This window comes from Paenibacillus sp. FSL R5-0810 (genome assembly GCF_038002285.1).
GTDB classification, from domain to species: Bacteria; Bacillota; Bacilli; order Paenibacillales; family Paenibacillaceae; genus Paenibacillus_AQ; species Paenibacillus_AQ lactis.
Window position 1 is genome coordinate 6,236,549 of record NZ_JBBOCF010000001.1, and the last position, 21,406, is coordinate 6,257,954.

Below are 21,406 nucleotides of genomic sequence, written 5' to 3' on the forward strand. Positions count from 1 at the left end.
GAGGAAAGAAAATGGCCGCTCATATCTTGCAGGATTCCGGTCTGTCCTCAAGTTGTGGGGAAACAGCAAATCTTTTATACTGAAGGAAGGCGATACTCGAAGGAGGGAAACCATTGAAGGGAAAAGTGGCGCTGATTACCGGCAGTGCGACAGGACTCGGAAAAATGACTGCGCTGTCGTTAGCACGGCAGGGATGCAGTATTGTTATAAATTATGTCAACAGCAAGAATGAAGCGGAGGCGCTCTCCCGCGAAATTGAGAGCTTCGGCGTTAAATCCATCGTGGTAAAGGCCAATATTGCAGACGAGTCCGAGCTGTATTCCCTAGTTGATCAGACGGAACGCGAGCTCGGCACCGTGGATATCCTGGTTAACAACGCGGGTCCTTTCATCCGGGAAAGGCGCCTGTTCTCGGAATACAGCCGGGATGAAATCGTACATATGGTGAACGGCAACCTGACCGGCGTCATGCTGCTTGACCACCGGGTGCTGCCGGCGATGAGGGAGAAGCGGTGGGGACGGATTATCCATTTCGGCTTCGGCCATGCCGGGGAAGCGCGCGCTTGGCCCCAGCGTGCCGCTTATGCGGCGGCCAAGGTGGGGCTCGTATCCTTCACGAAATCCTTGGCGGTCGAAGAGGCACCCTACGGCATTACCGTCAACATGATCTGCCCTGGCGACATCCGCGGGGCGAACAAGGAGAAGACGATCGACGAGGTGGCCGGCATCCATGACGGCATGACGCCGCGGGGACGCTCGGGCAGCGGCGAGGATATTGCAAGAGTGATTGAATATCTGTGCATGGATAAATCGGACTTCATTACAGGCAATATTATGGATATATCCGGCGGGCTGGATCCGATTCGTCCTTTGATCAAGCCGGAATAAGCACGCCTACCATACCGTAACAAAAAAGAGTCTTGGATCCCGAGGGGAGCCAAGACTCTTATACTAAACACAAGATTAAAATACTTGCACTACTTCTTGAATGCCTTCTACTTCCTCAACCAGGGCGCGTTCAATCCCTGCCTTCAAGGTGATGGTGGAGCTTGGGCAGCTGCCGCATGCACCCATCAATTTCAGCTTAACGATGCCGTCTTCAACGTCGACCAATTCCACGTCACCGCCATCGCGCTGCAGGAACGGACGAAGCTTATCAAGCACTTCAGCCACTTCATCGTATACAGTGGTTTGCGTGTTATCGCTCATCTTGTTCAACTCCTTTCCTCCCTATATTATAGTACATAAACCGGCAAATTAAAATGCCAATCTTAAGGCGGGGCTGTGACCGATGACCATCTATATTGAATTTTGCACAAGCAACTCCTATTTCGGAACGGATCAAGCATTGAAGAAGCTGGAAGGTCAATACGACTGCCAGGTGATCGAGTACGGCTGTCTGACCAGCTGCGGTCAATGCTATTTGATGCCCTTTGCGTATGTGGACGGCGACTGGGTGGAAGCGCCCACGGCGGAGGAGCTGTATGACAAGATATGCCGCCGGCTCGAAGCTTTGGCGGAAGGGAGGGAGCCCGAAGATTGAATCGGGCTCCCTGTCCGCTTTAATGAAGCAGGATCGATGAATCTATGATCCGCCTAGTAGTGGCGCTTGGATTTCCAGAGCACACCGCTCTTCAGAATCCGCGGCACGCGTCCGATGACGGAGGTATTGCCCATCAGTCCGAAGCCCGCATGCTTGCCGAGGGAGCCGAGGGTTCCCTTCAGCTTCAACGGCGATACCTTCGGCACATCATCGCGCCATAATGCCTTTATGACGTGGCCGACTTGTTCCGCCTGGGCGCCGGCAGCCTGGGCGCTCGGTACGAACGGAAGGCTCGCGCAGTCGCCGATGACATATACCTCCGGATGGGAAGGAACCTGATAATACTGGTTCAGCAGCACGCGTCCGCTGCGGTCTTTTGGCAGATCGAGGTCCTGCACCACTTTTACAGGCTGGATGCCTGCCGTCCATACAGCCAGATCGGTGGCGATCGGCGTACCGAGATTATAGACGGCGTCCTTCTCCACTCTGGATACCGAGACCCCGCTATGGATCTCGACATGATGCTCCTCGAACCAGCGATGAATATAAGCGGACAACCGGTTAGGAAAAGAAGAAAGCACCCGCTGTCCCCGGTCCAGGATGGCGATATTGAGGTCAGGACGGCTTTCGCGAAGATCGGCCGCGAGCTCGATTCCGCTTAAGCCTCCGCCGATGATATGAACCTGGCTGTACGGCTTCAAATTGTTCAGCCGCAGATAGGTTTCCCGGGTTGCGGCGAACGACTGCAGGCTGTAGGTATATTCCTCCGCGCCCGGTACTCCGTGGTAACGATCCGTGCAGCCAAGCGCAATGGCGAGCTGATCGTATTCCACGGGATCCTGGTCCAATATGTTCACGCGCCGGTTCTCAAGATCAATCGATGTGACTTCACCATACAGGATCTGAAGCCGGTCATAAACCGGGAACTTGACACGAACGGCGGTATCGGCCACCGTGCCGGCTGCCAGCGCGTAGTATTCGGTCTTCAGTCCTTGGTAAGGCATGCGGTCGATGAGCACGACCTCCACGTCCGGGGGAAGATAGCCGCTGAATAATTCCTGAATTAAGGCAAGACCACCATAGCCTCCGCCGAGAATGACGAGCTTGTTCATAAAATTCTTCCTTTCTCAAGAGATAAGAATGAGAGATTGTTCGTAGGTGCCAGTCGCAAGAAAAACGCCGCTAGAAGCGGCTAGGAATCCCCACACTATAATATCTCTTTAACCTGTTTTCCGTTATTTCGAACGCTGATGCGGGTGCCGAAGTCTCCAGAAGGTTGGGGATTAGGCTGATCGATCGTTTATTCGTAAACCTTGATCTCGTTATAAAACGTGTCCCGTTCAACGGGGATGCGGCCTGCGCCTTGAATGAGCCATACGAGCTCTTTGCGCGTAAGGCCTTCCGGCGTCAGCGCCCCTGCTGCATGGCTGATCCGTTCCTTCAGAATCGTGCCGTGCACGTCCGAAGCGCCGAAGCTGAGCGATACCTGGGTCAACTGCGGGCCGATATTGATGAAATAGGCCTTGATGTGATCGATGTTATCCAGCATCAGCCGGCTGATCGCAATGGTCTTCAGATCCTCGTAGGCAGAGTTGCGGCGCATGATGCCGGCATTTTTACTCTTCGGCTGCATAGACAATGGAATGAAGACAAGGAAGCCGCCGGTTTCATCCTGCAGATCCCGAATCTGCATCATGTGCCGGATCCGGTCCTCATGACTCTCGATCGCCCCGTACAGCATGGTGGTATGGGTCTTCATGCCGAGCTGGTGGGCGGTGCGGTGTACTTCAAGGTACTGGTCGACATTGGCTTTGTCCACCTTCATCTTCTGGCGGTACTGGTCGGACAGGATCTCGGCTCCGCCGCCGGTGAGGGATTTGAGGCCCGCCTTCATGAGCTCTTCCAGCACTTCCTTCGTGCTCAGGCCGCTGATGCGGGTGAAGAACTCGATCTCGGCTGCCGTGTAGGCCTTCAGGGTTACATCAGGGAAACGCTCGTTCAGCGCTTTGAGGGAATCGACATAATATTGAAACGGCACATGATTATTATGTCCGCCGACGATATGGAATTCGCGGATGCCCGGGTGGATATGCTGCTCGACGTATTCGATCATCTCGGGACCGGACAGCGTATAGGAGCCTTCCTCCCCCTGATCCTTTCTGAAATTGCAGAACGCGCAGCGGGATTCGCACACGTTCGTAAAGTAGAGGCTCATGTTCTCGATAAAATACACTTTCTTGCCGTTCTTGCGAAGATTCGCTTCATTGGCCAGCTGCCCGAGGGTCAGCAGGTCGTCCGTCTGGTACAGGTACACGCCGTCTTCGAGGTTGAGGCGCTCGCCGCTCCGTACCTTCTCGACGATCTCAGCCATTCTCCGATCGGTAAATGGTGTTATGATTGTGGACATACTTCCATCCTCCTGTTCACACTTCAGCTTCCGTGAAATCCGGCAGCTGAAATGATCATTAAGTAATCACTCCCCGCAGGGAACGGTCCGGTTCTCAAGGGTACAGCATCAACGTAACGATAGGGCTGAATAAAAACCAAACTTTGTGAAAAAATATACAACTGTAGACCGCCATAACCTTTTTCCCACGCGAGATGCGGGAGTGTGACAATAATCTGACAGTTGCCGCCCATGTTCCTCCCCTATTATAAACCTGACCCTCCGGGGTAGCAATACAAATAGACGAATTGGAAAAAGGGAATCCGCAGGAAGAAGCGGCGGGCATTTACGGCCTTGAGGGATTGAGGGAAGAGGAGTATACTTAAGAGTGAACGAAAAGGAGGGTGACCTAAATGATTACAATCAGCGACACAGCTGCAGAGCGTTTGAAAGAGATGCTGGCTGAGCAGGAAACACCGAATATGTTCCTTCGTTTGGGTGTCACGGCCGGCGGATGCAGCGGTTTTTCGTATGCGATGGGCTTTGACGACCAGGAGACGGAAGATGATGTATATATGAACGTTCAGGATATGAAGGTGGTTGTCGAGAAGGACAGCATGAAATATTTGAACGGTCTTGAAATTGACTTTGAGGAATCCGGCATGACCGGGGGCTTCACCATCCATAATCCGAACGCTACCGTCACTTGCGGCTGCGGCTCGTCCTTCCGCACGAGGGAAGATGCGGGTAAGCCAAGCGCTGAGCCTTGCTAAAACCGGAGTTTCGGCGTTAATGGATTTCGAATGTGTCGAACTGAGGGCTTGTGAAAGCATAGCCATGATTGTGGTTTGTACCGGTAAAAACGCAGTCCTCAATCGCGATATGGAATAATAACAATTCTGAGTAAGCGTTTTGGGATTGTGGATCACGACCTTCATGACGGTGAATAAACCGATATGGAGGTCGTTTTTAATGTCTCTGAAAACTCCTTTGTACAGTAAATGGATAATTATTTATTATATGGGTGAATGCGATTTTAATGGTTATACTGAAATCTATGGTTCAGCAAGTGCAAAAGAATTAAAAGATCTTCTGGAAAATAACCCTGAAATTTTAGTGATTGACACTGAAAATGGGGACCAGCTACCTCTAGGTCTTTTTTGGAAATATGAACATAGTAAGTAGGTGGTGAAAAAAATTAGATTATCTTCATTGCAATATGCCTTCATTATTTTCTCGATGTTTGGGATCTGTTTTTTTATTAATGGTTTAATCATTCAGAATATTCTTGATCAAATTGTGAGTCACAAAATTAATATTGTAATTCAAGGAATATTCGCATCCTTCTTTGCACCTTTCTTGATTGGAGTTAAGGAGAAGCGAGTCACAATACTTAATTTTATCAAAATTGTTGTTCTAGTAATTCTAGTTCAACTAGTACTACCACTTGCCTATGTAATTATGTCAATAGTAATTAATATTATTTCACTTTTTTTCGGCCTTTATATCGGTAGGAAACTAAACGGGGAGGCTCTATTGTAGAAGCGTAATAAATTCGAGGGACAATGAAAAATGCAGCTTATTCTTCACAAGCGAAGATAAGGCTGCATTTTTCTGTTGCCCGCTCAAGCCGGGAAAAAGAACGTATCGTTCAGCATCAGCACAACCATCGCCGCTGCGACCAGCGAGAAGACGATACAGCCGGCTCCCAGGCCTCGGCGCTTATCCTTGATGAACCTGAAGCCCAGCACGAAGATAACAACCGTGACCGCTGCAAGGGCAAGCGACATGCCAATCATGGCAATCCAGTACAACACTTCAAACAAGCCAGCCAAAATGAAAATCCTCCTTGATCTAAAATCCCTATGTGTTATTAGTTATGGACATCCTGATGGTTTTACTATACGACAGAACACAGCATTTGGAAAGCGTACCGGTACAGACGACACGATAATGCCAAATTATTAGGCATACCGTCACGGACAATCATCCAAGAGGATACATGGCGGATCGAATACGATAACGTATGTCATGATAAAAGGAGGCGAAAGCAGCATGGCGGGAAGACAGCTGGCCAGCAAGTGGCTCAAAACGGAGGCGCTGCTGACGGATCCGCAAGTTGCTCCCTACATTCCGGCTACGATGCCGTATGCGGCGGATACTCTGGTCTCAATGCTGGATGAGCACGGCATGGTTGTGATTAAGCCGATCGTAGGAACTGGAGGCAACGGCGTGATCCGGGTACTGCAAGACGGAACGGGTTACTTGATCACCCATAAGAGGCGTTCCGTTCATGTAAATACACAACAATCTATGCAGTATGTGTTGTCCAGAATGAGGCTCAGACGACGCTACATCATCCAACAAGGCATTCATCTGGCCAGTATTCAAGGCCGTCCGCTGGATTATCGGGTGAAAGTGGTCAAGGAAAGGGGCAGATGGGAATTCCGCGCGATGCTGGGGAGACTTGCAAGTCCGGGGCTGTTCGTCACGAATATTTGCAAGGGTGGATCACTGCTCCGGCTGCGTCATGCGCTTCGTTTATCCCTGCCGCACATCAATGCTTGGGAGAAGCGGAATGAAATGCGCCATCTGACCCGGCAGTGCATCGCCATTCTGGAAGCAAGATTTCCGGGGATCGGCGAGCTTGGCTTCGATTACGGGCTCGATCATGAAGGGAAGATTTGGATTCTTGAAGTGAATACAAGACCGGCCTAATAAATACGAAATTTTCCATATTATATCGTTTATACGAATTATTCATAGGGTAATAAAAAAATAACAATATATTATTGATTAAATTTTTTTATAGGAAGTTGTTCACGATCCTGTGTATAACAATTATCCCCATAATCCACTTTGATATGACCTCGTTTTTAACACTTACCAACAAATTATACACAGGATTTCCACAGAAGGTTGTGGATAAGCGAACAGTTGTTCCGTTTTTCTATGTCTGATATGATAGATTCAGGAAATTTGAGGAAGGGTGTGAGAGGGATGGCTATGTTGACGGATGAGATGCTGCTCGATTCCTATCATATGGCTGTTGAATTGAAGTTAGAGCGTGAGTTCATTACTCTACTGCTGGCCGAAATTCATAAACGGAACTTGGACACCAATTCCGGCAGCATCCTGCATTAATTCACATTTTTCGTATAAAGATCAGATAGATTACGACGCTGCATGCGTATAATGCGGGATGAAACAACCTGGTTCTACATATGTAGATCAACCGAATAGAAAAGGTATCTTCGATGGAAGGATCATCCCTTCTGATCAAAGATACCTTTTTTCTTGCTTTAAACACTGCTCTATTGCAGCAATTTCATAGATAGTAGATTCTTAGGCCGTGATTAAAGCTTCATGTTGCTGCTGTGGCCCGGAGCCAGTCTTGCTTCCGGATCGATGTATACTTTCGCGTTGTTGATCGCGGTAGGCGCCTCGCCGAAGCCGACGGCGATCAGCTTGACCTTGCCCGGATATGTCGTGATGTCGCCGGCCGCGAAAATGCCGGGAATGCTCGTCTCCATGCGGGAGTCGACGACGATGGAGTTGCTCTCGATCGCGATTCCCCATTCCGAAATCGGTCCAAGCGAAGAAACGAAGCCGAAATTGACGATCACGTCATCCACTTCGATCTCCTGTGTTTCCTTCGTTTTGATGTGGGTCAGCGTCACCTTGCTGATCGTATCTTCACCGTGCAGCTCAGTGATCTCTGTAGGAGTAATGATATTCACCTTGGAAGCCATCAGCTGCTCGACGCTGTGCTCATGCGCGCGGAACTTGTCGCGGCGGTGAACCAGGGTCACCTGCTCGGCAATCGGTTCGATCATCAGCGCCCAGTCTACGGCCGAATCGCCGCCGCCGCTGATCAGCACCTTCTTGCCTTTGAAGCGGCTTAGATCGTTTACGAAATAGTGAAGATTGCTCTTCTCATATTTCTCCGCGCCCTCGATCTCCAGGCGGCGGGGCTGGAATGCGCCAACGCCAGCCGTAATGATAACCGCCTTGGCGTGGTGCTCTCCGAGATTCGTCTTGACGACAAAGTGGCGTTCTTCCAGCTTTTCGACAGACTGGACCTTCTCCTCCAGGCGGATATCCGTGTTGAACAGATCCATCTGTTTGGACAGATTGTCCACAAGCTCCTGGGCCGTAACCTTCGGGAAGCCTGCCACATCATAAATATATTTCTCAGGATACAGCGCTGCCAGCTGGCCGCCAAGCTGAGGCATGCTCTCAATCAGCTTTACCGACGCTTGGCGCATCCCGCCGTAAAACGCAGCAAACATCCCTGCAGGTCCGCCGCCGATAATCAATAGGTCGGTCATGCTGTTGTCTTGTGGCGTCGTTGTCATGCGGTAAGCACCTCCGTTTATTAGGGTTCTATTCGAATCAGACAGACGATTGTCTAAGATTATGCTGATTCATGAATTCCCTAACTATTATAATCGTCACGACCCGGCATGAAAAGTCGAGAATTGAGCTAAAATACCTACACTTGCGATGATTGCGCTTACTTTACACGAGGGGGGATGCGATGCGGCGGGGCCTACATATTAACTGGCAAAAAAAACTTGATCTTTGCTTGCTTTATGCATATTATTAACGTGATAACTTGTGTTCATAGCAGGTTGACTGAATAGGACAGCATCTGGATAAACATCCGAATCCACCCGGGTTTTCGGGCCTGGACGAGCATGGACGGACACAGTCAGGTCAAATCGTGAAATGGGCTCTGATGAGGGGCTCTTCTCTTTTTTTGCATGCTTTTCACAAAATGTTAACAAGTAAACCATACTATATATATAAAGAGTCAAGCCGGAAGGAGCAGGAGAATGAGCAGCATACCGAAGATCGTAATCCTTGGTGCGGGTTACGGGGGCATATTGACAGCGCAGCGGCTGCAAAAAGAGCTGAATTATAATGAGGCCGACGTTACTTTGGTGAATCGACATGACTACCATTATATAACAACGCATTTACATATGCCGGCAGCAGGAACGGACAGCATCGAGAATACGCGGGTATCCATCTCGAAGCTGATCGACGAATTCAAGATCGATCTGGTGAAATCCTCGGTTCAAGAGATCCGACTTCATGATAAGAAGGTTATTCTTGAGGATGGCACCCTATCTTATGATTATCTCGTGATCGGACTCGGCGGCGAGCCGGAGACGTTTGGCATTCCAGGGCTTGCCGAGCATGCGATGACGATCCGGAGCATTAACTCGGTGCGGCTGATCCGGGAGCATATCGAGTATCAGTTTGCTTTGTATAAAAATGAACGCAGGCCGCAGGAGCGCATTAACTTCGTCGTTGGCGGCGCGGGCTTCAGCGGCATCGAATTCGTCGCGGAGCTGGCTGACCGCATTCCGAAGCTGTGCAAGGAATATGACGTTGACCCGACGCTGGTGAACATTTACAACGTAGAGGCTGCGCCGTCCGCGCTGCCCGGCTTTGCGCCGGAGCTGGTCGATTACGCGATCCGCGTGCTGGAGAAGAAGGGAGTCACCTTCAAATTCGGCGTAGCCATTAAAGAGTGCCTGCCTGGCGCCGTCCTTCTGAACAACGGGGAAGAGATCCGTTCCCAAACCGTTGTGTGGACCGGCGGGATCCGGGGGAACCGCCTTGTTGAAGCGGCGGGCTTCGAGACGATGCGCGGCCGCGTCAAGGTGGACGAGTATTTGCGGGCTCCGGGATACGAGAACATTTATATTATCGGCGACAACTCGCTGATTTTTAATGATGAAGGCCGTCCTTATCCGCCTACCGCCCAGATTGCCATGCAGCAAGGCGTTTGCTGTGCGCAGAATATCGTGGCTTCGATCCGCGGCAAGGCGATGCGGAAGTTCGAATTCCATAACAAAGGCACGGTTGCCTCTCTCGGCAAGGGAGAGGGAATCGCCGTCGTCGGCGACAAGAAATATCAGGGCTGGAAGGCCGCTCAGCTCAAGAAGCTGGTGGATTTGCGATACCTCTTTATTATCGGCGGCATTCCGCTTGTCCTGAGAAAGGGAAGGTTTCTGTAAATGAGACACTGCAGCGTTCAGGTGCGGGGACTGCTCACGAGAGAGGAGCTGGACCGCTATAATGCATTGATGGAGGTCGGATCCTATCTGGAATCGCAGGAACGCTACGACCTGGCGTATACGATTCAGCAGGAAGTGGATATTCTCATCCTTCCCGCCATTGAGCGACTGAAGGAAAAGGGACGTGCCCGGGACCGGGCGACGGCCGAGTATTTGGAAAGCCTGAGTAAGCAGGAGCAGGAAGACGACGAGTAAGAGGGATGACGTCTTGGAGTGCCACGAAGCACATGAAGATTTTCATTCTGTATTCTAGTATAGACGATCGCTTTCTTGGTTCTAATCCCAAAAAAGGTGGAAGACATGCTCGAAGAGAGCACCTGTCCTCCACCTTTTTCGTTTAAGGGAGCGGCTTGGTGGTTGAAGGCTTTCCCAAAGGAAAATCTTGCACCGGACACACATGCCTAGACTGAATGTCTCCGTTGGATAGAGGATCCCCATTGAAGTGGGGACAGCGATGGGAACTATAAGCAGTTCTCGCATTGTCCCCAAACACAACAAGAGGGCCCCGCCAGATCAAAGATCTTTTGGGAAACCCTCTTAATTGTTGCAGCGATTGGCGACGTTTAAACCTTCATAAGCTCGGTAAACGAGGCTTGGTCCAGCAAGTTGCCGACATAGAACGGCCCGAACTCGCCAAAGCGTGCGCTGACTTCATCAAAACGCATTTCATAGACAAGCTTCTTGAACTGCAGCGCATCGTCCGCGAACAGGGTAACGCCCCACTCCCAGTCGTCAAAGCCGACGGAGCCAGTAATGATCTGCTTCACCTTGCCGGCATATCCACGGCCGATCAGGCCATGGCTTTGCATCATCGATCGGCGCTCATCCATGCTCAGCATGTACCAGTTGTCCGACAAATCGCGCTTTTTGTTCATCGGGTAGAAGCAGATATGCTTCGCTTTCGGCAGGGATGGCTTCAAGCGGGCCACGACATGCGGATTTTGCATCGGATCCTCGTTCGAGGAGCCTGCCAAATAGTTGCTCAGCTCGACGATGCTTACATAAGAGTAGGCTTTGGTTGTGAACTGGGCGAAGGTTGTTTTGTTAAAAGCATTCTCGATCGCGTTCAGTTCCTCCAGCGTCTCGCGCAGGTGCATGAACACAAAATCGGCCTTCTGACCGACAATCGTATATACGGCGGTGCTTCCCTGCTTGGCTTCGTCAACGGCAGCCCACTCCTCAAGGAAGCCGTTCAGCTCGTCCAGCGCAAAGGCGCGAACCTCATCGTCCGCGGCTTTCCAGGCGGACCAATTGATCGTGCGGAAATCATGCAGGGCATACCAGCCTTCAAGCGTCATTGCAGCTTCGTTCATGAGATCACTCCTAAACAATATGTTCGATAGCTCCCGAGCGGATCACCGCTTGCTATCATGACAACTCCCTACATTGTACTGTACACGCGGTCCGCAGAGCAAACGCGTCACAATTCATTCACGGATTGTTCGTTGATCTGTGACATTTTTTTTAGTAAACTAGCTATTAGCTGAAGCTGAGGCCTTGCTGTATCTTGCTGCACAGCAGCAACCTGATAGGCTGCTATGCGTAGGCGATAAAGAAGAGGTGAATAAGGCGACCATGCTTCAATTTATTCCTGTACTTGTACTGATGATTCTATTCTTTGTCATGATGTTCGGTATCGGCTTTATCCTTAATATGCTGATGAAGACGACCTGGTTTCCGTGCTTTTTGTTTGTCATCGTCATTCTGCCGGTCGTTGTATACAGCTTGTGGGATCGGAGTCAGACGCCGTTTTGGACTCACGTCGGATCATTCCAGCTGGTGGATTACCTGACCGGCGTTGCCGGACTGATCGGCGCTTATATGAGCGGATGGACGATCAAGACTTTGCGGATCAAAGGCTTTAAAATGTTTTAGAACATGCAGCAACGATTTCATAGGAACATTTTACGCACTTGCGGCATATCCGCTTCAAGGGATTTGAAGCAGGAGCAATAGGCGAATAGGATGATGGCGGCGGCTCTTCGATACTGGGGGCCGCCGCTTATTATTCGCTCTGAACGAATGAGGCGCTTGCATGGAATTCCAATATTTTTGATGCAAAAGAACCGACTTCCGATCCCTTGATTTGTGATAGAATAGAGGAAGTCTATTTTTGGGCGACAGGGGGAGCAACAGCGATGCGCATGACTAATTTTTTATATTTTACCGAGAATCACCGTTACTGCGTATACCGTGACTTCTGTTTGAGCAGCTTGGACGACAAGATGCTCAGCTCGATATATCAGCCGATGGTAGGCGCCTTTGCGATCAGCCTGTACCGTCTTTTCGTCCAGCATGTGCCGGCCGAGAAGGTCGGGTATTCGGCGATCGAACAGCAGCGGCGGCTGTTTCTGACGCTGGGGCTGGAGCCCAGTGAGAAAGGACGCCGGTATCTGATTGAGCAAACCTCCAAGCTGGAGGCAGTAGGCTTACTGCAGACGAGCCGGATGTTCGTCCCCGAGACGGACGACTACATCTACGAGTATGAGCTGCAAGCTCCGCTCAGTCCTGCCGAATTTTTCAACACGCAGCATTTGACACTGCTGCTCCGCGATAAGGTCGGCAAATTCGCCGTACTTTCGCTCCGCGAGGAGCTGTGGAGCAAGGAGCCTCATGAATGGTCGGGCATTTCGCTGAACAAGGAGAACATTTCGGTTCCCTTCTATGATATTTTCGAATTGAATACCCATGTGATCGATTACGAATTGGAGCAGGCGCTGGAGGAGGTAGCGGTGTCCAGGCCGGCCTTGCCGCCGACCCCGCCGGGAGAAGGGCTCAATTATGCGGACATTATCCTCCGCTTCCCGCGCGAGTCCCGCAACCGGGTGTTCGTGGAGCGTCTTCGCTACGATCATGAGCAGATGGGGATCGTGAATTATGTGGTCCGCAAGTATGATCTCAGCGTTCAGGACCTGTGCCGTCTTCTGGACGAGGACGGAATCTTCACCGAGCACGGGGAAATTGTCCTGGACGATCTGCAGCACAAGGCGAGCCTTCATTTCCGCCAGGGAATGAAGCTTCAGGAGAAGAGGCAGATTACGGCCGGCAAGGTGGTAGCCCTGCATCAGGAATTGAATACGGATCCGGATAAGCCTGCCGAGGAGCATGCCGTGCAGATGGAGTATTACGTCGAGGTGCCTGCGCAGTTCCAGTCGAAGTGCGATATTCATCAATATAATATGATGCTGCGCAATGAGCCGTATACCCGGCTGCTGCAGACGTTCTTCCCGGGGACCGTACCCGCTCAGTTCCTGGACATTTTCGAGAAGATCGACCTTAGTTACAAGCTGCCGGGCGAGGTCATCAACGTACTGATTCATTATTTGGTGTCGTTGATCGCCGTCGGCGGCGAGCAGCGGATCAACCGTAATTTCGTGGAGGCGATCGCTTCCAACATGCTGCTGAAGCAGGTTAACAGCTATGAGAAGGCTGTTCAATATATAAGGGACCAAGCCAAGATGAAAGGCAAGCAGAAGCAGGGCTCAGCACGCACGCGTACATACGCTAGAAGCGGACAGGCGAAGCCCGAAATTCCGGTGGCGCTGGAGACCGATAAGGGCGAGGCAGTAACGGATGAAGAATTCGAAGAGATGATGAGGTTCGCTGCCGAGATGCAGGCCGGCAATAAGAAAGGCGTATAAGAACCAAAGATGCTATAGATGAAGGAGGGAGAGAGATGGAATCCCTTGGCGAGCTGCTGGAAAGTATGAAGAGCTCTGCGCTGCGGCGCAGAACGGCCGAGATTACGGAGGAGCTGCTGAAGAATCCGCTTATTCAGGCGATGCGTGCGGAATATCCGGAGATTGACGACCGGGTGCTGCGCATCAATTTAAGCAAGCTGTACCAGTATGCCGGCGATCAGGCCAACTGCAAGCAGTGTCCGGGACTGGACCGTTGCCCGAATGATTTCCAGGGACACTACAGCAAGCTGGATATTCAGCGGGTTAACGGAACGGTGGAGATTTATGAACGGAAAACGCCGTGCTCCCTGCAGGTTGCCAAAACGAATGAGGATCAGATCCGGAAGCGGATCCGCAGCTTCTATGTCGACGACAAAGCGCTGAATGAAGGCTATGACCATATGGAGATTATGGCCAAGGACCGGCTGAGAGCTCCCGGAGTTCATCAGGTGTTCAAGTATATTAAGGAGACGAAGGAGAATGGGCTTAGTCCCCGGGGATTGTATTTGACCGGATCCTTCGGCACCGGCAAGACCTATTTGATGGGCTATCTGCTCTACGAGCTGGCGATGGCGGGGTATTCGGGTGTAATCGTGTATATGCCTGATTTTGTAGAGGATCTAAAAACGATGATGCAGGACGGGCCGAAGCTGAAGGAAATGGTCGAGACGATGAAGAACTGCGATCTGTTGATCTTCGACGATATCGGCGCCGAGAATTTAAGCCCTTGGGTACGGGATCATGTGTTGGGGTCGATTCTGAATTACCGGATGAACCGCAAGCCGACCTTCTACACGTCGAATTATCCGCTGGACGGACTCGAGCGGCACCTAAGCTTTACGAGCAAGGACGGGGAAGAGGCCCATAAGGGGCAGCGGCTGATGAACCGCATTGCACCGTTCGTGGACGTCGTTCATTTATACGGCGAGAATCAGAGGGGAAAATTCTAGGCAAGGCTGCTGCCTATAGAAATGTAAAAAAGCCTGATCCCTTTAGCGTCACAGGACGCGATGACAGGGATCAGGCTTTTCTTAGCGCAAGGAGCCGTCAATTAGCCGACCAAAAATTTGATAATGACGAATCCGAAGAAGATGATGGTCATGAAACCGAACATCCCAAGAAAGCCCATCATCAAATCGCTGAAATCATTGCGCGGTTCTTCGTTGATGTGCTCCCGCGGATCGTTCATGCGCACGTTTACATCCATGGTGCTTGCCTCCTCAAAAAGGTGAACATTCCGTATGCACGGCTAAGACAGGTCACCCGACTTATTATTAGTAGTATACCCAATGTCCAAATCATTTGTAAAGATTGCATGAATATTCCGAGAAATCCCCTTTCTTTAGGTGAGTATATTTCACTTTTTCTTAAAGTTTGTGGTATACTAAAACCGTCGACGCATTCGACATTATGATTCGCGCTATATCTTGAAATTATCCTGTAAGGAGGAGTATACAATGGCTATCGTTAATGTTACCGATCAAACCTTCGCCAACGAAGTGGAAGGTCAAGGAACGGTTGTAGTTGATTTCTGGGCCCCATGGTGCGGTCCTTGTAAAATGCTCGCTCCGATTCTGGACGAATTGTCCCAAGAACTCGGCGACGATGTAAAAATCGCAAAGGTGAACGTGGATGAAAATCCGGAATCCGCAGCACGCTTCGGCGTTATGAGCATTCCGACGATGATTTTCTTTAAAGACGGCCAGCCTGTCGATAAAGTGGTAGGGCTTAACTCCAAAGAAGCCTTGAAAGGCATCATTGCGAAGCATCAATAATGCTTGATATGCAAGTGCCGCTACCGCAATAAAGCTTCCATAAAGCGCCTTCGGTCAACAATCCGATAGGCGCTTTATGCGGTTTATCATCAGGATTTTGCAGCATTCGATTACTGCCGCTTCCGGGTACAATATATAGACCCCGAAACAGCGCCATCTTGATCGAGCCGCCCGCTGGCGCCTTTGGCGCCACGAACAAAACCGTTGACCTATACATTGCAGATTGATCGTCGCTTTTTGGATTTTTTGCAGCAATCTCATCATCATAATCATATATAATCTTCTTGGAGAGGAGGAAGAAGATGGACGACTTCGGCAAACAACTGCAGGAGCAGGAGAAGGCGCTGGAGAATATCCGGCACAAGCTGGCGCTGCTGCCCGATCAGCCCGGGTGCTACCTGATGAAGAACCGGGAAGGAACCATTATTTATGTCGGCAAGGCCAAAGTGCTGAAGAACCGGGTGCGCTCTTATTTTACCGGCAGTCACAACGGCAAGACCCAGATGCTGGTGGCCGAAATCCGCGATTTCGAATACATCGTAACGGGCAGCAATATGGAAGCGCTCATCCTGGAGTGCAACCTGATCAAGACGCACCAGCCAAGATATAATGTACTGCTGAAGGATGACAAAACCTATCCATATCTAAAAATTACGAACGAAGAGCATCCACGCCTGGAAGTAACGCGCCGGGTGCTTAAAGATAAAGCCAAGTATTTCGGACCCTACCCGAACGCCTATGCCGCCCAACAGACGAAAAAGCTGCTCGACCGCATGTATCCTTTGCGCAAATGCGGGGTTATGCCGAAAGAGGTGTGCTTGTATTATCATATGGGCCAATGCATGGCTCCATGCGTGAAAGAGGTGCCGAAGACCGCCTACGAGGAGATCACCAGCGAAATCACCTCCTTTCTAAGCGGCGGCCATGAAGAGATCAAGAAGGAGCTGCAGCGCAAAATGCAGGAAGCCGCAGAAGACCTGTATTTCGAACGCGCCAAGGAGCTGAGGGACCAGATCATCCATATCGACACCTTGATGGAGAAGCAGAAGATCACCACAACAGACACCCGGGACCGTGACGTCTTCGGTTATGCCGTGGATAAGGGCTGGATGTGCGTGCAAATTCTGTATATGCGCCAGGGGAAAATGGTGCAGCGCAACAAGTCGATTTTTCCGTTCTACGGTGACGCGCACAGCGACTTCATGTCCTTCATCGCGCAGTACTACAGCGATAACCCTGCCGTCCCGCAGGAAATCCTGCTTCCCGGACCGATCTTGATTGAGGAGGCCGACTCCGATGCGCAAGACAGCATCGCAGCCAAGAATGATTCGATATCGGAGGGAGCAGGCAGCCGAGCCGCTGCTTCCAACGAGAGCGGCCTGGCCCCAGGCGCCGGTGAGGGCGATACCGCTGGATCGCCTGCCTTAGCAGTCGCTGAGGACCCGTCCGGCTCAGGTTCGGCCGGCGGTCCGGAAAGCCCCGGGCAAGGGGAGGAGGCCGAACGTCTGGCCGCCGCGACAAAAGCCGAGAACGAGCGGGCGGAGGCTGCCGGCCTGGTGGACGCCGCCGGAGGTGCAGCTGCCTTGCAGGAATGGCTCGGCGTTAAGGTGCATGTGCCGCAGCGCGGCTTAAAGCGCCAGATGGTCGGGATGGCGATTGAAAATGCAAAGGTTGCGCTGGATGAGAAATTCCGCTTAATCGAACGAGATGAGGAGCGGACATCGATTGCCGCGGCCAATCTCGGCGAAGTGATCGGCATCGAATCCCTGAACCGGATCGAGGCGTTTGACAACTCGAACATACAGGGAACGAATCCGGTTTCGGCGATGGTCGTGTTTACAAACGGGAAACCGGATAAGAAGGAATACCGGAAGTACAAAATCCGCACCGTGCAGGGGCCGGATGATTACGAGACGATGCGTGAGGTCATCCGGAGACGGTACGAGCGGGTGCTGAAGGAGAATCTGCCGCTGCCGGACCTGATCGTGGTCGACGGCGGCAGGGGACAGATATCGGCTGCGATCGATGTGCTGGAGAATGAGCTGGGACTGTTTATTCCGGTCTGCGGGCTTGTGAAGGATGCCAAGCATAGAACGGCGCAGCTGATGGTCGGCGATCCGCCGCAGCCGGTGTCCCTGCCGCGGGACAGCCAGGAGTTCTATCTGCTTCAGCGCATCCAGGATGAGGTCCACCGGTTTGCGATCTCCTTCCATCGAGAGCAGCGCGGCAAATCGATGGTTTCGTCCAAGCTGGACTCGATCCCGGGCATCGGCGAGAAGCGGCGGAAGCTGCTGCTGAAGCATTTCGGCTCGATCAAAAAAATAAAAGAGGCTTCAGTCGAAGACTTTAAGCCCCTTTCGATCGGTGAAAAATTAGCTACAGATATACTCAATGCCCTTCGTGATGAGGAGTCGTGACATACGGCTTCTCTTTTTTTGTTGGATTCAAGCGATAGATCACGTAAGCCACGATTGCCGGCAGCACCATATAGAACAGGCCGATTAGCACATTAGGGGTCCCTTGAAGCATGACCAGGCTGATTCCCATGAGAATGCTGTTGAAGACGACATGCGAGAACATGGCCGCAATATATCCGTATTTCAGGAAAATATAGCTGAACAGCAGGCCGATAATGACCAGCTCAATCGGGCGGGATACGACTGGGTAAATCGGATACAGCGTATGGCCTAGCGCCCAGATGATCGAGGTGATCAAACTCGCGACAAAGGTGCTGCGCACGATTTTCTTCACCATTCTAATGCCGAACAGCCGGTACACCGCTTCCTCCGAAATGCCTGCCAGCCAAGCCATCAGCGGAAACAGCCATGGATAGAGCATGTTGTAAGGCGACTGCGAGGCATCGGTCGTGGACCAGGTGTTCAAGGTCAGGCCGAGCGCGATGAAGATCAAGGACTGAATGCCGAGCAGAATGAGGGCCCACAAATAGCCCACCTTCATGCTTTCCAAGACATAGCGGCCGTACCCGGGCTCCTTGGCACGCGGCCACGGATTAAGCCCGTCTTCCTTCCGCCATAGACCGCTTCCGCCGACAAGCGAGAAATAGAGCAAGGCGGAGAAGACGAGGGAGTAGATGGCGTAGAAGATCATCATCCCGATGATGCCGGTCTCGGACATTCCTTGTGCCTTAAAGACCGGAACCAGGTTGTACGTATTCAGCATCTGGATGACAAACAACAGGACGGACAGCAGGATACCGCGCTTAAACGAGGTATAGGCTCTGGTCTTGACGCTGTAGACGATGGCCAGGATACCGAGCACAAGCGTAAACAAACCGTACCCGACCAGCGTCAGCAGCGTTGCATCCTGCGTCTGCTTGTTCACATAGGCAGCATGCGCTGCCGGAACCGAGAACGCGGGCTCGAAGGAACGCAGTGTCCCATGTTCAAAGGTAAATGCCAGCTGCAGCCTCGAATCCCCGATGGCGGCTTCCGTGACGGTATATCTCAGCTTAGGTTCGCCTTCCCGGGTAGAAAGCTGCAGCTGCGTCGCATCGTATCCGGCCCACTTGAGCCACGGCTCCGCGAGCGCCTGCTTCTCGGCCAGCGTCATGCCTTCCTCAACCAGAAGCAGCATTTGCTTCCGGACCTCCCCTTGATTCAGCTCGATCCTGTCGTAACTGGAGCGGGCGGAATCATAGGAGAATCCCGCGATGCCGGCATTCTGCATATGCACATCCACGTTCAGCGCATCGCCACCCGGCAAGGTGAAGCGGACGCGGTATACGTCATATGGGTATTTGGCTTCGTAATTCTTGTTATACTCCTTTAGCTTCTTTTCCTTGGCCAAATATCCGTACAGCTCGGAGTTGGACTGGTATGTAACAAGGGGGTCTTGCCCTTCGGAAGCAGGAAACCCTAAACGTTCGCGAGCGAACCGTGACGCCGCTTGCGCAGCCTCATCCTTGGAAATGATTTGCGGATAGGGCGTATCGGTCGACTCGAAGGAAGTGGATGGGAGTACCTGGAATATAAGAAACAGGATCAGACCGATGATGGCCGGTGCGATAAGCTTCTTTAGGTTAGGCGTCAGCTTCAGGGGCTCTTCGGCACGGTTCATGAAATTCCTCCTCTTAATTTTAGTGCTTTCCGATATGAATAACCGGCCCCGCAAAAAGCGGATCATAGAGTCAATATAACATACATATGAAGAACAAGCCCTGCTTATCCCAAAGGGCCAATAATGAAATAAAACGCTGAAAAGGAATGAAAGGTTTCGAAAACGTTAGAGAACCATATCCTTGTACTCTTGAATATGCCCAATTCGCGCTCATTTAAAGACTTTTTGGTAAAAAAACGACGTTGGGTTCGCTTCCGGATTGCGTTATAATCACATCATGCTTCAAGGAACCGAATAAACCAGCCGAATTTCGTAATGAGAACGGGGGAACCATGTAATTGGGGTGAATTTCATGATCTCTTTCGGATCATGGATAGGGCGGCCTGTGATAATGCCCGAATCCGTCAGCTAACCTCGTAGGCTGTTGCACAGGAACCAGACCGTGAAGGGCACTGTTTTCCAGTGTCTTTTTTCTTTGATTTTTTTGGAGAAGGTGAAACTTTGAACTCAAAAATGAAGTGGCTTAAGCTGTCACCTCCGCAGATCCTTGCGCTCGGTTTTGCGGCGGCGATCCTGGTCGGTACCATTCTGCTCATGCTGCCCGTATCCAGCAGGACCGGCGAACCGATCAGCGGGATTGACGCCATGTTTACGGCGGCTTCCGCCGTCTGTCTGACCGGGCTTGTTGTCGTGGATACAGGCACAAGCTTCAGTGCTTTCGGACATACGGTGATCCTTCTGCTCATTCAACTCAGCGGGCTTGGGTTTATGACGATGGCAACCCTGTTCGCCCTGGTATTCAAGCGGAGGATATCGCTCAAGGACCGGCTTGTTCTGCAGGAAGCGATGAATCAGTCCTCCATCGAAGGGATCGTTCGTTTGATCCGGCGGGTGTTTATCTATTCCTTGACCTTCGAGGCGTGCGCTGCCGTACTGTTTACACTGCGCTGGGCATGGGATATGCCTATTGGAAAAGCCCTCTATTTTGGGGTGTTCCATTCCGTTTCGCTGTTTAACAATGCGGGCTTCGATCTGTTCGGTGATTTTCATAGTCTCACGGATTATGTCGATGATCCGTTGGTAAACATCGTATCCATGCTGTTGATCATATCCGGCGGCATCGGGTTCGTTGTATTATCCGATTTGATCGATTTCCGTCAAAAAAGGAAGCTGTCGCTTCACTCCAAAGTCGTTCTCTCGATGTCGGGGGCGTTGATCTTCATCGGGGCGATCATCATATTTATTTTTGAGTTCACCAATCCGTTAACGCTGGGCTCCTTGGACGGGGGAGGTAAAGTGCTCGCCTCGTTCTTCCAATCGGTCAGTCCGCGAACAGCGGGCGCGAATTCGATTGATATCGGCGGCCTAAGGCAAGCTACGCAATTTTTCATTATTATACTTATGTTTATCGGAGCGTCGCCGGGATCGACCGGGGGCGGAATCAAGACGACAACCTTTATGGTGATGGTAGGGGCCGTGTTCGCGATGATGAGAGGGCGTGAGGACATCGTCTTATTCCGGTTTCGCCTCGCTCAGGAGCGGGTCTTAAAGGCGTTAACGATTGCGCTTCTTGCGCTGCTGCTCGTATTGACGGTATCCATGATCCTGTCCACGACAGAGGATGCGGATTTTCTGGAGATTCTATTCGAAACGACCTCGGCCTTCGGCACCGTCGGCTTGTCGATGGGATTGACGCCGGATTTGACGGTGTTCGGCAAAATATTGATCAGCTTAACGATGTTTGCCGGACGTCTAGGTCCGCTGACGCTGGCTTATGCACTCGGTCCGAAAAAGGGTAAAGAATTGTATCGTCATCCGGAAGGCAAAATGATTATTGGATAAGGAGTATAGGAG

At 51.4% G+C, this 21,406-nt stretch carries 22 protein-coding genes and 1 riboswitch; of the genes, 14 read left to right on the forward strand and 8 right to left on the reverse strand.

The features are described from left to right. Positions 1 to 113: 113 nt before the first annotated feature. Positions 114 to 887, forward strand: a complete 774-nt coding sequence (locus MKX76_RS27855) for an SDR family oxidoreductase (protein ID WP_007131985.1) — start codon at positions 114 to 116, stop codon at positions 885 to 887. 75 nt (positions 888 to 962) lie between these two features. Here MKX76_RS27855 and MKX76_RS27860 read toward each other — a convergent pair whose 3' ends face one another. Continuing rightward, entirely contained in the window at positions 963 to 1,208 is a 246-nt protein-coding gene (locus MKX76_RS27860) for a NifU family protein (RefSeq protein WP_007131986.1), read from the reverse strand. 82 nt (positions 1,209 to 1,290) lie between these two features. Between MKX76_RS27860 and MKX76_RS27865 the strand changes: the two genes are divergently transcribed. Beyond that, positions 1,291 to 1,542 (forward strand): YuzB family protein, encoded by a 252-nt coding sequence (locus MKX76_RS27865; protein ID WP_210094565.1) that lies wholly within the window; start codon positions 1,291 to 1,293, stop codon positions 1,540 to 1,542. Between the two features lie 53 nt (positions 1,543 to 1,595). Here MKX76_RS27865 and MKX76_RS27870 read toward each other — a convergent pair whose 3' ends face one another. After that, positions 1,596 to 2,654, reverse strand: a complete 1,059-nt coding sequence (locus MKX76_RS27870; protein ID WP_341034946.1) for an NAD(P)/FAD-dependent oxidoreductase — start codon at positions 2,652 to 2,654, stop codon at positions 1,596 to 1,598. A 188-nt stretch (positions 2,655 to 2,842) separates the two neighbouring features. Then, positions 2,843 to 3,949, reverse strand: coding sequence for an aminofutalosine synthase MqnE (gene mqnE / locus MKX76_RS27875; protein ID WP_007131989.1), 1,107 nt, complete (start codon positions 3,947 to 3,949; stop codon positions 2,843 to 2,845). Positions 3,950 to 4,341: 392 nt separating this feature from the next. Here mqnE and MKX76_RS27880 point away from each other — a divergent pair, with 392 nt between their 5' ends. Beyond that, the gene (locus MKX76_RS27880; protein ID WP_007131990.1) at positions 4,342 to 4,701 is read left to right on the forward strand and encodes a HesB/IscA family protein; all 360 of its coding nucleotides are present in this window, start codon (positions 4,342 to 4,344) and stop codon (positions 4,699 to 4,701) included. 199 nt (positions 4,702 to 4,900) lie between these two features. Beyond that, positions 4,901 to 5,113: a hypothetical protein gene (locus MKX76_RS27885; RefSeq protein WP_341034947.1), complete on the forward strand. Its 213-nt coding sequence runs from the start codon at positions 4,901 to 4,903 to the stop codon at positions 5,111 to 5,113. Between the two features lie 440 nt (positions 5,114 to 5,553). Here the strand turns inward: MKX76_RS27885 and MKX76_RS27890 are convergent, their stop codons facing one another. Further along, the gene (locus MKX76_RS27890) at positions 5,554 to 5,763 is read right to left on the reverse strand and encodes a hypothetical protein (protein WP_028404799.1); all 210 of its coding nucleotides are present in this window, start codon (positions 5,761 to 5,763) and stop codon (positions 5,554 to 5,556) included. A 220-nt stretch (positions 5,764 to 5,983) separates the two neighbouring features. On the opposite strand from MKX76_RS27890, the gene MKX76_RS27895 reads away from it, so the two are divergent. Both MKX76_RS27895 and MKX76_RS27900 read left to right on the forward strand, forming a co-directional pair. After that, a complete protein-coding gene (locus tag MKX76_RS27895; RefSeq protein WP_028404800.1) occupies positions 5,984 to 6,646 on the forward strand; it encodes a YheC/YheD family protein in 663 nt (220 codons plus the stop codon). Positions 6,647 to 6,928: 282 nt separating this feature from the next. Further along, positions 6,929 to 7,072, forward strand: a complete 144-nt coding sequence (locus tag MKX76_RS27900; RefSeq protein WP_028404801.1) for a sporulation histidine kinase inhibitor Sda — start codon at positions 6,929 to 6,931, stop codon at positions 7,070 to 7,072. Positions 7,073 to 7,284: 212 nt separating this feature from the next. Here the strand turns inward: MKX76_RS27900 and MKX76_RS27905 are convergent, their stop codons facing one another. Then, complete coding sequence (locus MKX76_RS27905; protein ID WP_007131994.1) at positions 7,285 to 8,286, reverse strand: NAD(P)/FAD-dependent oxidoreductase; 1,002 nt, start codon at positions 8,284 to 8,286, stop codon at positions 7,285 to 7,287. 480 nt (positions 8,287 to 8,766) lie between these two features. Here MKX76_RS27905 and MKX76_RS27910 point away from each other — a divergent pair, with 480 nt between their 5' ends. After that, complete coding sequence (locus MKX76_RS27910; RefSeq protein ID WP_210094562.1) at positions 8,767 to 9,960, forward strand: NAD(P)/FAD-dependent oxidoreductase; 1,194 nt, start codon at positions 8,767 to 8,769, stop codon at positions 9,958 to 9,960. Beyond that, the gene (locus tag MKX76_RS27915) at positions 9,961 to 10,215 is read left to right on the forward strand and encodes a hypothetical protein (protein WP_007131996.1); all 255 of its coding nucleotides are present in this window, start codon (positions 9,961 to 9,963) and stop codon (positions 10,213 to 10,215) included. A 368-nt stretch (positions 10,216 to 10,583) separates the two neighbouring features. On the opposite strand, the gene hemQ is transcribed toward MKX76_RS27915, so the two are convergent. After that, the gene (gene hemQ / locus MKX76_RS27920) at positions 10,584 to 11,333 is read right to left on the reverse strand and encodes a hydrogen peroxide-dependent heme synthase (protein WP_007131997.1); all 750 of its coding nucleotides are present in this window, start codon (positions 11,331 to 11,333) and stop codon (positions 10,584 to 10,586) included. 262 nt (positions 11,334 to 11,595) lie between these two features. On the opposite strand from hemQ, the gene MKX76_RS27925 reads away from it, so the two are divergent. The 3 genes from MKX76_RS27925 to dnaI all read left to right on the forward strand — a co-directional run bounded on the left by MKX76_RS27925 (position 11,596) and on the right by dnaI (position 14,650). Beyond that, the gene (locus MKX76_RS27925; RefSeq protein ID WP_007131998.1) at positions 11,596 to 11,895 is read left to right on the forward strand and encodes a YuiB family protein; all 300 of its coding nucleotides are present in this window, start codon (positions 11,596 to 11,598) and stop codon (positions 11,893 to 11,895) included. A gap of 263 nt (positions 11,896 to 12,158) precedes the next feature. Next, positions 12,159 to 13,661, forward strand: a complete 1,503-nt coding sequence (locus tag MKX76_RS27930; RefSeq protein ID WP_341034948.1) for a DnaD domain protein — start codon at positions 12,159 to 12,161, stop codon at positions 13,659 to 13,661. A 35-nt stretch (positions 13,662 to 13,696) separates the two neighbouring features. Further along, positions 13,697 to 14,650, forward strand: coding sequence for a primosomal protein DnaI (gene dnaI, locus MKX76_RS27935; protein WP_210094560.1), 954 nt, complete (start codon positions 13,697 to 13,699; stop codon positions 14,648 to 14,650). 101 nt (positions 14,651 to 14,751) lie between these two features. Here dnaI and MKX76_RS27940 read toward each other — a convergent pair whose 3' ends face one another. Continuing rightward, on the reverse strand, positions 14,752 to 14,907 hold the full coding sequence (locus MKX76_RS27940) for a hypothetical protein (RefSeq protein ID WP_007132001.1): 156 nt from the start codon (positions 14,905 to 14,907) through the stop codon (positions 14,752 to 14,754). Positions 14,908 to 15,157: 250 nt separating this feature from the next. On the opposite strand from MKX76_RS27940, the gene trxA reads away from it, so the two are divergent. Then, on the forward strand, positions 15,158 to 15,475 hold the full coding sequence (trxA, locus tag MKX76_RS27945) for a thioredoxin (protein WP_007132002.1): 318 nt from the start codon (positions 15,158 to 15,160) through the stop codon (positions 15,473 to 15,475). A 302-nt stretch (positions 15,476 to 15,777) separates the two neighbouring features. Further along, complete coding sequence (gene uvrC / locus MKX76_RS27950) at positions 15,778 to 17,892, forward strand: excinuclease ABC subunit UvrC (RefSeq protein WP_341034949.1); 2,115 nt, start codon at positions 15,778 to 15,780, stop codon at positions 17,890 to 17,892. On the opposite strand, the gene MKX76_RS27955 is transcribed toward uvrC, so the two are convergent. Beyond that, positions 17,864 to 19,552, reverse strand: coding sequence for a CPBP family intramembrane glutamic endopeptidase (locus MKX76_RS27955; protein WP_341034950.1), 1,689 nt, complete (start codon positions 19,550 to 19,552; stop codon positions 17,864 to 17,866). The two genes, uvrC and MKX76_RS27955, sit on opposite strands and share 29 nt — an antisense overlap. 291 nt (positions 19,553 to 19,843) lie before the next feature. After that, positions 19,844 to 19,990: riboswitch (cyclic di-AMP (ydaO/yuaA leader) on the forward strand. A gap of 75 nt (positions 19,991 to 20,065) precedes the next feature. On the opposite strand from MKX76_RS27955, the gene MKX76_RS27960 reads away from it, so the two are divergent. Then, a complete protein-coding gene (locus tag MKX76_RS27960) occupies positions 20,066 to 21,394 on the forward strand; it encodes a TrkH family potassium uptake protein (protein WP_373872059.1) in 1,329 nt (442 codons plus the stop codon). Positions 21,395 to 21,406 lie beyond the last annotated feature (12 nt).

What these genes read in the sequence shown, in the direction of transcription:
- MKX76_RS27860 (WP_007131986.1), bottom strand. Translation starts at nt 1,208, where the DNA reads ATGAGCGATAACACGCAAACCACTGTATACGATGAAGTGGCTGAAGTG.
- MKX76_RS27865 (WP_210094565.1), top strand. Translation starts at nt 1,291, where the DNA reads ATGACCATCTATATTGAATTTTGCACAAGCAACTCCTATTTCGGAACG.
- MKX76_RS27870 (WP_341034946.1), bottom strand. Translation starts at nt 2,654, where the DNA reads ATGAACAAGCTCGTCATTCTCGGCGGAGGCTATGGTGGTCTTGCCTTA.
- mqnE (WP_007131989.1), bottom strand. Translation starts at nt 3,949, where the DNA reads ATGTCCACAATCATAACACCATTTACCGATCGGAGAATGGCTGAGATC.
- MKX76_RS27880 (WP_007131990.1), top strand. Translation starts at nt 4,342, where the DNA reads ATGATTACAATCAGCGACACAGCTGCAGAGCGTTTGAAAGAGATGCTG.
- MKX76_RS27885 (WP_341034947.1), top strand. Translation starts at nt 4,901, where the DNA reads ATGTCTCTGAAAACTCCTTTGTACAGTAAATGGATAATTATTTATTAT.
- MKX76_RS27895 (WP_028404800.1), top strand. Translation starts at nt 5,984, where the DNA reads ATGGCGGGAAGACAGCTGGCCAGCAAGTGGCTCAAAACGGAGGCGCTG.
- MKX76_RS27900 (WP_028404801.1), top strand. Translation starts at nt 6,929, where the DNA reads ATGGCTATGTTGACGGATGAGATGCTGCTCGATTCCTATCATATGGCT.
- MKX76_RS27905 (WP_007131994.1), bottom strand. Translation starts at nt 8,286, where the DNA reads ATGACAACGACGCCACAAGACAACAGCATGACCGACCTATTGATTATC.
- MKX76_RS27910 (WP_210094562.1), top strand. Translation starts at nt 8,767, where the DNA reads ATGAGCAGCATACCGAAGATCGTAATCCTTGGTGCGGGTTACGGGGGC.
- MKX76_RS27915 (WP_007131996.1), top strand. Translation starts at nt 9,961, where the DNA reads ATGAGACACTGCAGCGTTCAGGTGCGGGGACTGCTCACGAGAGAGGAG.
- hemQ (WP_007131997.1), bottom strand. Translation starts at nt 11,333, where the DNA reads ATGAACGAAGCTGCAATGACGCTTGAAGGCTGGTATGCCCTGCATGAT.
- MKX76_RS27925 (WP_007131998.1), top strand. Translation starts at nt 11,596, where the DNA reads ATGCTTCAATTTATTCCTGTACTTGTACTGATGATTCTATTCTTTGTC.
- MKX76_RS27930 (WP_341034948.1), top strand. Translation starts at nt 12,159, where the DNA reads ATGCGCATGACTAATTTTTTATATTTTACCGAGAATCACCGTTACTGC.
- dnaI (WP_210094560.1), top strand. Translation starts at nt 13,697, where the DNA reads ATGGAATCCCTTGGCGAGCTGCTGGAAAGTATGAAGAGCTCTGCGCTG.
- MKX76_RS27940 (WP_007132001.1), bottom strand. Translation starts at nt 14,907, where the DNA reads ATGGATGTAAACGTGCGCATGAACGATCCGCGGGAGCACATCAACGAA.
- trxA (WP_007132002.1), top strand. Translation starts at nt 15,158, where the DNA reads ATGGCTATCGTTAATGTTACCGATCAAACCTTCGCCAACGAAGTGGAA.
- uvrC (WP_341034949.1), top strand. Translation starts at nt 15,778, where the DNA reads ATGGACGACTTCGGCAAACAACTGCAGGAGCAGGAGAAGGCGCTGGAG.
- MKX76_RS27955 (WP_341034950.1), bottom strand. Translation starts at nt 19,552, where the DNA reads ATGAACCGTGCCGAAGAGCCCCTGAAGCTGACGCCTAACCTAAAGAAG.
- MKX76_RS27960 (WP_373872059.1), top strand. Translation starts at nt 20,066, where the DNA reads ATGAAGTGGCTTAAGCTGTCACCTCCGCAGATCCTTGCGCTCGGTTTT.